The sequence below is a fragment of the Microbulbifer sp. genome (genome assembly GCF_036563125.1).
Taxonomy (GTDB): Bacteria; Pseudomonadota; Gammaproteobacteria; order Pseudomonadales; family Cellvibrionaceae; genus Microbulbifer.
In genome coordinates this window covers 49,760-58,575 of sequence record NZ_DATCMV010000167.1, presented here as the reverse complement: position 1 = coordinate 58,575, position 8,816 = coordinate 49,760, and the positions used below count along the sequence as shown (strand labels likewise).

8 protein-coding genes are annotated in these 8,816 nt (G+C 59.2%); 4 read left to right on the top strand and 4 right to left on the bottom strand.

From position 1 onward, the window contains the following. Positions 1-900 (top strand): ACR3 family arsenite efflux transporter (gene arsB, locus VIL80_RS14305; RefSeq protein ID WP_332036768.1); only part of this gene is annotated, 900 nt, incomplete at its 5' end. Positions 901-903: 3 nt separating this feature from the next. Continuing rightward, positions 904-1,620 carry an arsenical resistance protein ArsH gene (gene arsH, locus VIL80_RS14300; protein ID WP_332036767.1) on the top strand — a complete coding sequence of 239 codons (717 nt, stop codon included), beginning with the start codon at positions 904-906 and terminating at the stop codon, positions 1,618-1,620. Positions 1,621-1,623: 3 nt separating this feature from the next. On the opposite strand, the gene VIL80_RS14295 is transcribed toward arsH, so the two are convergent. Further along, the gene (locus VIL80_RS14295) at positions 1,624-2,712 is read right to left on the bottom strand and encodes a PA0069 family radical SAM protein (RefSeq protein ID WP_332036766.1); all 1,089 of its coding nucleotides are present in this window, start codon (positions 2,710-2,712) and stop codon (positions 1,624-1,626) included. 146 nt (positions 2,713-2,858) lie between these two features. Between VIL80_RS14295 and VIL80_RS14290 the strand changes: the two genes are divergently transcribed. Both VIL80_RS14290 and VIL80_RS14285 read left to right on the top strand, forming a co-directional pair. Beyond that, entirely contained in the window at positions 2,859-4,403 is a 1,545-nt protein-coding gene (locus tag VIL80_RS14290) for an FMN-binding glutamate synthase family protein (protein WP_332036765.1), read from the top strand. 16 nt (positions 4,404-4,419) lie between these two features. Then, positions 4,420-5,661, top strand: a complete 1,242-nt coding sequence (locus tag VIL80_RS14285; RefSeq protein WP_332036764.1) for a cation:proton antiporter — start codon at positions 4,420-4,422, stop codon at positions 5,659-5,661. 530 nt (positions 5,662-6,191) lie between these two features. Here VIL80_RS14285 and tdh read toward each other — a convergent pair. From tdh to VIL80_RS14270, 3 genes are all read right to left on the bottom strand, one after another. Beyond that, positions 6,192-7,217, bottom strand: a complete 1,026-nt coding sequence (gene tdh, locus VIL80_RS14280) for an L-threonine 3-dehydrogenase, zinc-binding type (protein WP_332036763.1) — start codon at positions 7,215-7,217, stop codon at positions 6,192-6,194. Positions 7,218-7,226: 9 nt separating this feature from the next. Beyond that, positions 7,227-8,426 carry a glycine C-acetyltransferase gene (gene kbl / locus VIL80_RS14275; protein ID WP_332036762.1) on the bottom strand — a complete coding sequence of 400 codons (1,200 nt, stop codon included), beginning with the start codon at positions 8,424-8,426 and terminating at the stop codon, positions 7,227-7,229. Between the two features lie 92 nt (positions 8,427-8,518). After that, positions 8,519-8,734 (bottom strand): hypothetical protein, encoded by a 216-nt coding sequence (locus VIL80_RS14270; RefSeq protein WP_332036761.1) that lies wholly within the window; start codon positions 8,732-8,734, stop codon positions 8,519-8,521. Positions 8,735-8,816: the final 82 nt, after the last annotated feature.

The window sequence follows — 8,816 nt, the reverse complement described above, 5'->3', positions numbered from 1 at the left end:
GTAAATATCCCCGTGGCGATTTTCATCTGGCTGATGATCTACCCGATGATGGTGCAGGTGGATTTTGCCTCCATCCGTGACATTGGCAAAAAACCCAAAGGCCTGCTGCTGACACTGGTGATGAACTGGCTGGTGAAACCCTTCACCATGGCCGCCCTGGGCTGGCTGTTTTTTCGCGTTATTTTTGCCGACCTGGTGGACCCGCAGACCGCCACCGAATATATCGCCGGCATGATCCTGCTCGGTGTCGCGCCGTGTACCGCGATGGTGTTCGTGTGGAGCCAGCTGACCCGCGGTGATGCCAACTACACCCTGGTGCAGGTATCGGTGAACGACATCATCATGATTTTTGCGTTTGCCCCCATCGCCGCGTTTCTTTTGGGGGTCAGCGATGTGACGGTACCCTGGGATACACTGCTGCTGTCGGTGCTGTTGTATGTGGTGATTCCGCTGGTTGCCGGCATCCTGACCCGCCGCGCGCTGGACTCAAACTCGGATCACTCGCGCCTGAATCACTTCCTGGAAACCGTCAAACCGATTTCCATTGCCGGCCTGCTGGCGACGGTGGTGCTGCTGTTCGGGTTCCAGGCGGAAACCATTCTCGCGAAACCGCTGGCCATCGTGCTGATCGCGATTCCGCTGCTGATCCAGACCTACGGCATTTTTGCCATTTCCTATGGCGCCGCCCGTGCGATGAAGCTGCCGCACAACATCGCGGCGCCGGGCTGCATGATCGCCACTTCGAATTTTTTCGAACTGGCGGTCGCGGTGGCGATTTCCCTGTTTGGCCTCAACTCCGGCGCCGCGCTGGCCACGGTGGTGGGGGTGCTGGTGGAAGTGCCGGTGATGCTGAGCCTGGTGGCGTTTGCCAACAAAACCCGTCACTACTTTGAGGAGTGAGTTGTGTCCTTGAACGAATTGCCGAACATCGATGCCGAATGCCTGCAACCGATTGACGAGGAGAAACTGTTCTCCGCCGAGCGCACACCGGCACCGCCCAAAATTCTGCTGTTGTACGGCTCCCTGCGACAGCGCTCGTTCAGCCGCCTGGCGACGGAAGAGGCTGCGCGTATCCTGGAATTCTTCGGTGCGGAAACCCGCACCTTCAATCCCTCCGGATTACCGCTGCCGGACGATGCGGCAGAAGATCATCCCAAGGTGCAGGAGCTTCGCGCGCTGGCCCAGTGGTGCGATGGCATGGTGTGGTGCAGTCCGGAGCGCCACGGTGCCATGACCGGCATCATGAAGGCGCAGATCGACTGGATCCCGCTGGCGATGCAGGGCATCCGCCCCACCCAGGGCAAGACACTGGCGGTGATGCAGGTCAGTGGCGGTTCGCAGTCGTTCAATGCGGTCAACCAGATGCGCGTGCTGGGGCGCTGGATGCGGATGTTTACCATCCCCAACCAGTCCTCGATTCCCAAGGCGTGGCTGGAGTTCGACGACAACGATCGCATGAAGCCATCATCCCTGTACGACCGGGTGGTGGATGTGATGGAAGAGCTGGTGAAGTTCACCCTGCTGCTGCGCGATCGTTCGGACTACCTGGTGGACCGCTACTCCGAGCGCAAGGAAAGTGCCGAGGAATTCCGCAAGCGGATCGACCAGCGCTCTATGTAATTGCTAAAAAAGACTCTGCTGGTCCCCCGCCCGGGGCGGCAGGGTGAAGTGGCTGCAGTCAAGCGCCAGTTTTCTCTCATTCAGCCCCAGCTTGCGGCAGTGGATCTTGAATCTCTGCCGCAACAGCTGCGCAAACACACCGGTACCGCGCTGGCGCTCGCCGAACTCGCTCTGGTTGTCCTTTCCCCCGCGGCTCTGCTGCACCAAACTCATCACGTGAGCCGCCCGCTCCGGGTAGTGCTCGGCCAGCCACTGGCGGAACAGCGGCGCCACCTCAAACGGTAACCGCAACAGAATATACGCGGCCTGGATGGCGCCGGCCTCACTGGCGCTGGTGAGAATTCTCTCCAGTTCCGAATCGTTGATCGCGGGAATCATCGGCGCCGCCATCACCGCCGTGGGAATCCCCGCGCTGCTCAATGTCTCGATGGTACGCAGGCGCGCGGCCGGGCCTGCGGTGCGCGGTTCCAGTTTACGTTTCAGTTCGTTGTCCAGTGTGGTCACACTGATGGCCACGTGCACCAGGTTGTCCTGGGCCATCTCTGACAGGATCGGCAGGTCGCGCAGAATCAGCTGGCTCTTGGTGACGATGGTCAGCGGGTGGCGGTGGCGCTGCAGGGTTTCCAGTATCTGGCGGGTGATCTGCTTGTCTTTTTCCAGCGGCTGGTAGGGATCGGTATTGGTGCCCATGGCGATGGGGCTGCACTGGTAGCCCTTTTTGCGCAGTGCCTGTTCCAGCAGTTCTGAAGCGTTGGGTTTGTAAAACAGCCTGGTTTCGAAATCGAGCCCCGGTGACAGATCCATATAGGCGTGGGCGGGGCGCGCATAGCAGTAGATGCAGCCGTGCTCACAGCCGCGGTAGGCATTGATGGACTGGCTGAACGGGATGTCCGGGGAGTTGTTGGTGGCGATAATGGATTTCGCCTTCTCCTCGATGGCCAGGGTTTCTATCCGCACAAGCGGTTCCAGTTCCTGCTCCCAGCCGTCGCTCTCGCGGCTGCTAACCTGATCCACGAAGCGCCCGGCCAGATTGCTGATGGCGCCGCGGCCCTTGTGCAGGCGGGTGGGATTGGAGGGGGCGTCGTTGGCCAAGGAAGCGCTCTGGTGGATACCGGTTAACTGTATGTTTGTACAGTTTATTGCCGAGGGCCGGACTGTGCAATAGCACCTGCCAGCACATACAATGACCGCTTGGTTTTGGTTTTCGCAATTTCAACCATCAAAACAGGGGCTAGGGAATGGATCTTCAGGCAGTTGCCGCGATTCAGGCGTTTGCGGTCAAGGTGTTGCAGGTATTTGCAATGCTGTTTGCCTTCGGGCTGGTGGTGCTGGTGCTTTACGTGGTCTACATGTACCTGTCGGACGTGAGCCAGACCAAGCAGGCGATCCGGCGCAACTTCCCGGTGCTGGGGCGTTTCCGTTACCAGTTCGAGCATCTGGGGGAGTTTTTCCGCCAGTACTTCTACTCCCTTGATCGGGAGGAGATGCCGTTCAACCGCGCCCAGCGCAACTGGGTCTACCGCGCAGCGAAAAACGTGGATTCCACCGTCGCGTTTGGCTCCACCAGGCCGCTCAACCAGCCCGGCGACATCGTCTTCCTCAATCACCCGTTTCCCACCCTCAGCAAGGATGCGGTGCCGCCGCGGGAAGTGACCCTGGGCGAGGGCGTGGCACGCAAGCCCTATACCACCCGTTCCATTTTCAACATTTCCGGCATGAGTTTCGGTGCGCTGTCGGTGCCGGCGGTCACGGCGCTGTCAAAGGGTGCGGCCAAGGCGGGCATCTGGATGAATACCGGTGAGGGCGGTCTCTCGTCCCACCACCTTTCCGGCGGTTGCGATATCGTGTTCCAGATCGGTACTGCCAAATACGGAGTGCGGGATGCCGAGGGCAATCTGTCGGACGAAAAGTTGAGAGAAGTGGCGGCCCTCGAGCAGGTGAAAATGTTCGAGCTGAAGCTCTCCCAGGGCGCCAAGCCCGGCAAGGGCGGGATACTGCCGGGTATCAAGGTCACCCCGGAAATCGCCCATGTGCGCGGTATACCTGCGGGGATGGATTCCATTAGCCCCAATGGACACCCGGAGATCCGCGATGTGGATGGCCTGCTGGATATGCTGAACCATATCCGCGAAGTCACCGGCAAGCCGGTGGGCTTCAAGTGTGTGATCGGTGTCAGCGATTGGCTGCACGACCTTTGCGAGGCAATCCAGCGCCGCGGTATCGATTCCGCACCGGATTTCATCAACATTGACAGCGCCGATGGCGGCAGCGGCGCGGCGCCCCAGAGCCTGATGGACTATATGGGGCTGCCGCTGAACCGCAGCCTGCCACTGGTGGTGGACCTGATTACCCAGTACGGCCTGCGCGAGCGCATCAAGATTATCTGCGCTGGCAAACTGCTGACCCCCTCCATGGTGGCCTGGGCGCTGGCCATGGGTGCGGATTTCGTCAACTGCGGGCGCGGCTTCATGTTTGCCCTCGGCTGTATCCAGGCGATGCAGTGCAACAAAAACACCTGTCCCACCGGCGTCACCACCCACAATCCCGACCTGCAGCAGGGGCTGGACCCGATGGACAAGGCGGAGCGGGTGTATCACTACGCGCGCAATATGGAATACGAGGTGGGCACCATCGCCCACTCCTGTGGCGTGCCGGAACCACGCCTGCTGCGTCGTGCCCACGTGGAGGTGATCAGCGAGCGCGGCGTGCCAATGCCGCTCAATGAACTGGTGCCGGAAGTCAAACCCAAATCCGTGATCGCTTCCGATCGCGGTGTTAACTAACGGGCGGGAGAGCACCATGGATGGCGTCACCACCCTGGTAGGGCAGGGGCTGTATATGGCCCTCGCCGCCGTCGCGGGACTCGGTATTGCGCGACTGCTGAAACGGGACGATACCCTCGGCTGTCTGATTGCCGGCGTGCTCGCCGGAATACTGCTGCCGGTATTCAATTACGACACCGGCCTGCGCGCCGAGAATATTCACCAGCTAGTGTTTTTTATCATTCTGCCGGTGCTGATTTTCCAGTCTGCGTGGAAGATTGATCCGGATACCCTGTTCCGCTGGCTCGGGCCCGCACTGCTGTTGGCAATGGTGGGTGTGCCCATTTGCATACTGATCACCGCAGCGTTGGTCTATTCCGGAGTACATCAGCCCGAGGGCTTCCCCTGGCTCGCTGCACTGCTCACCGGTTCAATACTCGCCGCCACCGATCCGGTAGCGATTGTTTCCCGCCTGCGCCAGACCGGAGCCAATAATGAATTGCTCACGCTGGTGGAAGGGGAGAGCCTGTTCAACGATGCGGTGGCGATCCTGCTGTTCTCCTTCGTACTCGGCATCGCCACCCACAGCGCTATGGAAGGTGCGGTTGCCACCGGTGAGTCGATCAGTGGTGCGAGTGGTTTTACGCTGTATTTCGCCGCGGTGTTCTTCGGCGGTCTGGCGGTGGGGACTATTTGCGGTTTGTTGACGGCAATCGTGATTCTGTTTCTCCGCTCAGCGGGCGCGGCGCTGATGGTACTGGTGTTGGCGGCGTTTGGCAGTTTTTACCTAGCGGAACACGTGGTGGGTGTATCCGGCATTCTTTCGGTCATGATCTGCGCGATCGTCGCGCGCGCCTGTCTGCGAGAGCAGCAGGAAACCTATCTCGCCCATGCCGCGCCCACCTGGGAGTGGCTGGGGCTGCTATTTCACGCACTGATCTTCGTGATCATGGGGCTGGTCATTTCATTTGATATGTTCGCGCAGCATTGGCTGGCGATGATTGTCGCGATTGTTGCGGCGATCGGTGCACGTGGTCTGGCGGTGTTTCTGGTTGCACCATTGGCGCGCTATGTGGGACCGCCGATTACCCACAGCTGGCGGTTGATCTTGAGCTGGGGTGGATTGCGCGGGGTCATTTCAGCGGCGCTGGTGCTGTCGCTGCCGACGGAGTTGCCTTACTGGTCGACGGTGCAGGCGATGGTGTTCGGCGTGGTGTTGTTTTCGCTGCTGGTACAGGGGACTACGAGTACGCGCTTGATCCGGAAGATGGAGTCGTAAAGGTTCTTGCGACGTGGTGAGTGGGAAATGTTGGCAAACATCCGGTTTCTTCTTCTCTCGCTTTGCGGGAGTAAAACAGGTGAGCTGCGATTGCCAACAGCAGCAGGGCGAAGAGGAGTACGCTGATTACTCTGATCACTCGTTTAGCTCCTGTGGAATTTGAGGTGCTCTGTTCTGAGGCTTTGGCGGCCAAGGACCGGGTGGAGCATTTCGAAACCGCTGTGAATACGTCCATGTACGCTGCGTCGCAAACATCCCTGTTTGCGACGCTTTCGAAATGCTCCACCCGGCCCTTGGCCTTTAATTCAAGTACATTTACTTCGTAAGCATTGGCATAGTCGCCACATCGGAGTGCCGTGCTTGGAGGTGAAGGGAGAGTGCTGGGGATTCGTTTTCAAAAGCGTCGGCAACAGGGATGTTGCCGACGCAGCGTACATGGACGTATTCACAGCGGTTTTGAAAACGAATACCCAGTGCTCTTCCGCCACTGGGCCAGCTTAAAAACACAACAAGCTGGCTACAAGGAAAAATTATTGCCAGTTCAGGATGACTTTGCCGGATTCACCAGAACCCATAGTCTCAAACCCTTTCTGATAATCATCCACCGGGAATTGGTGGGTAATGATCGGAGAGAGGTCGAGGCCAGATTGGATCAGGCTCGCCATCTTGTACCAGGTCTCGAACATCTCGCGGCCGTAGATGCCTTTCAGGATCAGGCCCTTGAAAATCACCTGGCTCCAGTCGATCGCCATCTCACCCGGGGGAATGCCCAGCATCGCAATCTTGCCGCCGTGGTTCATGGCAGACAGCATATCGCGGAAGGCTACAGCCACACCGGACATCTCCAGGCCCACATCGAAGCCTTCGGTCATGCCTATTTCCTTCATCACGTCCGGCAGCTTTTCACGGCTCACGTTCACGGTGCGGGTCGCGCCCATTTTCTTGGCCAGATCCAGGCGGTAATCGTTGATGTCGGTGATTACCACGTGGCGCGCGCCCACATGGCGGGCTACGGCCGCCGCCATGATGCCGATGGGGCCGGCACCGGTGATCAGCACATCTTCGCCGACCAGGTCAAACGAGAGCGCTGTATGCACCGCGTTGCCGAACGGGTCGAAAATGGAAGCCAGCTCGTCGGAAATATTGTCCGGAATCTTGAACGCGTTCAGCGCCGGAATTACCAGATATTCCGCAAACGAACCCTGGCGGTTTACGCCCACACCGTAGGTGTTGCGGCACAGGTGGCGGCGGCCGGCGCGGCAGTTGCGGCAGTGGCCGCAGGTAATGTGGCCTTCACCACTAACCCTATCGCCCACTTTAAAGCCGGCCACTTCCTGGCCCATACCCACCACTTCGCCCACATATTCGTGGCCCACTACCATGGGTACCGGAATGGTCTTCTGCGACCACTCGTCCCAGTGGTAGATGTGCATGTCGGTACCGCAGATAGCGGTCTTGCGGATCTTGATCAGCAGGTCGTTGTGACCTGGCTCCGGGATCTCGACATCGGTCATCCAGATGCCGGGTTCGGACTTCAGTTTGGATAGTGCTTTCATGTTTACTACTTAAATAATTTCCAGCTCTTTGCCGACTTCAATAAATGCATCAATACAGCGGTCCAGATGCTCGCGGGTGTGCGCGGCGGACATCTGGGTGCGGATGCGGGCCTGGCCTTTCGGTACCACAGGGTAGAAGAAGCCCACTACGTAAATACCTTTTTCCAGCATCTTGTCTGCCATCTTCTGCGCCAGCGCGGCCTCGCCGATCATCACCGGAATAATCGCGTGGTCGGCACCGGCGAGAGTGAAACCCGCCTCGGTCATACGCTTGCGGAAATAGGCGGAGTTCTCCTGCAGCTGTTTACGCAGCTCGCCACCTTCGATCAGCATGTCCAGTACTTTCAGCGACGCGGTCACGATCGCCGGCGCCACTGAGTTGGAGAACAGGTAGGGGCGTGAGCGCTGGCGCAGCAGGTCGATGATTTCCTTGCGGCCGGAGGTGAAGCCGCCGGAAGCGCCACCCAGGGCCTTGCCCAGGGTGCCGGTAATGATGTCGACGCGCTCGATCACGTCGCAGTATTCGTGAGTGCCGCGGCCGTGTTCGCCGAGGAAACCCACCGCGTGGGAGTCATCCACCATCACCAGCGCGTTGTATTTGTCCGCCAGATCGCAAATGCCTTTCAGGTTGGCGATCACGCCGTCCATGGAGAAGACGCCGTCGGTGGCGATCAGCTTGGTTCTGGCGCCAGCGGCGTCGGCCGCTTTCAATTGTTCTTCCAGGTCCGCCAGGTCGTTGTTGGCGTAGCGGAAGCGCTTGGCCTTGCACAGGCGCACGCCGTCAATAATGGAGGCGTGGTTCAGTGCATCGGAAATGATCGCGTCTTCCGGGCCGAGCAAGGTTTCGAACAGGCCGCCGTTGGCATCGAAACAGGAGGTGTAGAGGATGGTGTCTTCGGTGCGCAGGAATTCTGACAGCTGGAATTCCAGCGCCTTGTGGATGTCCTGGGTGCCGCAGATAAAGCGTACGGAAGCCATGCCGAAGCCGTACTGATCGAGGCCTTCTTTGGCAGCCTGGATCAGGTCGGGATGATTGGCGAGCCCGAGGTAGTTGTTGGCGCAGAAGTTCAGCACCTGGGTGTCGTTGTTGACCTGGATCTCGGCGCTCTGCTGCGAGGTGATGATGCGCTCGCGCTTGTAGAGACCGTCGGCCTCGATCTGTTTCAGTTCGTCGCGCAGGTGCTGGAAGAATTGCTCGGGCTTGGACATGGCGTTGTTATTGGCTCCCTAAATGCGTATGGGGTGAGATGCGTATGGGGTGCATTTCATCGACCGGTGCTTTCGAGGCACAAGTCTAGTGGTCACACGGCCAGTTCACAGGCCTTGTGGGCAGTGACTGGTGCGTCGCTGGCTCGGCAATGGGTGGCGAAGGCCAGCGCGTCTTCCGTCGAGTCGAACAAGAGTTGCCACAGCAGTTGTCGATCGCTGCGTTTGACTGCCCGGACCGCCGTACGGCTGCGCTGGGGGGCAATCTGGATTTCGATAACGTCGGTGCTGGAAAGCTTGAATTCGGACATGTTCCCTCCAAAAAAATAGTGGAGGGCTGACGGCGGAAGAGGCGATTTGTCTACAAACAAATCGCATCCCGGTTGGATTGCA